At 60.1% G+C, this 1279-nt stretch carries 1 protein-coding gene; it reads left to right on the top strand.

The features are described from left to right. Nucleotides 1-123 precede the first annotated feature (123 nt). A protein-coding gene (locus LG661_RS24615) for an IS3 family transposase (protein WP_230534629.1) occupies nucleotides 124-1244 on the top strand; the annotation gives its coding sequence in 2 pieces (ribosomal slippage) (nucleotides 124-328 and nucleotides 328-1244; 1122 coding nt in all). Nucleotides 1245-1279: the final 35 nt, after the last annotated feature.

Here is a 1279-nt window from a genome sequence, read left to right as displayed (position 1 = left end):
TGATCCACCCCCATTGAATTAGTCCACCTTGAAGTATGTCTTGAGGCAGACAGGAGGACCCACAATGCCCAAGAAGCGCACAAGCCGGAAGAGATCGTCGCCAAGTTACGTCAGGTCGATGTCATGGTCTCACAAGGCCAGTCCGTTGCGGATGCCGTTCGCATGATCGGCGTGACCGAGGTGACCTATTATCGATGGCGCCAGGAGTTCGGCGGGCTCAAATCCGATCAGGTCAAGCGCCTGAAGGAACTGGAAGCGGAGAATGCCAGGCTCCGGCGTGCAGTGGCTGACCTGACGCTGGACAAGCAGATCTTGAAAGAAGCCGCCTCGGGAAACTTCTGAGCCCCGCCCGTCGCCGCGCCTGCATCGATCACCTCCGATCCAAACTGAAGCTGTCCGAGCGGCGGGTCTGCCGCGTGCTTGGCCAGCATCGCTCGACGCAGCGGCGCAGTCCGCAAGGACGATACGGTGAGGCCCGGCTCACCGCCGACATCATCGCGCTTGCCCGCCAGTATGGCCGCTACGGCTACAGGAAGATCGCAGAGCTTCTGCGCTCGACCGCCGGCTGGATCGTCAACAATAAGCGGGTCGAGCGGATCTGGCGACGGGAGGGGCTGAAAGTGCCTGCCAAACAACCCAAGAAAGGGCGTCTCTGGCTCAATGACGGATCCTGCATCCGGCTGAGAGCAGAATGGCCTAACCACGTCTGGAGCTACGACTTTGTCGAGGATCGCACCCATGACGGGCGAAAATACCGCATGCTGAACGTGATCGATGAGTTCACGCATGAGTGCCTCGCGATCCGGGTGAACCGCAAACTGAAAGCAGTCGATGTGATCGATGTTCTCTCGGATCTGTTCATCCTGCGCGGCGTGCCCGAGCACATTCGGTCAGACAATGGCGCGGAGTTCGTCGCGAAGGCCGTCCAGGGCTGGATCAGCGCGGTTGGGGCGAAGACGGCTTACATCGCACCAGGTAGCCCCTGGGAAAACGGGTTCATCGAGAGCTTCAATGCGCGGCTTAGGGATGAGCTGCTCGATGGTGAGATCTTCTATTCGCTCAAGGAGGCGAAGATCGTGATCGAGAGTTGGCGACGGCACTACAATACTCTGAGGCCTCATGGATCGCTCGGGTACAAGCCGCCGGCCCCAGAGGTGTTCGTCCCGGCCATCTCGGTGCGAGCAGCGCCGAACCCTCAACCAACTGCGTCATCCGTGCTGGCGGAAAGGCCATTACTCCACTAACATTCCAACCGGACCAATCGGCGGGGGCGGATCAA

The organism is Microvirga roseola, assembly GCF_020866965.1.
GTDB classification, from domain to species: domain Bacteria; phylum Pseudomonadota; class Alphaproteobacteria; order Rhizobiales; family Beijerinckiaceae; genus Microvirga; species Microvirga roseola.
This window is presented reverse-complemented; position numbering and strand designations above follow the sequence as displayed.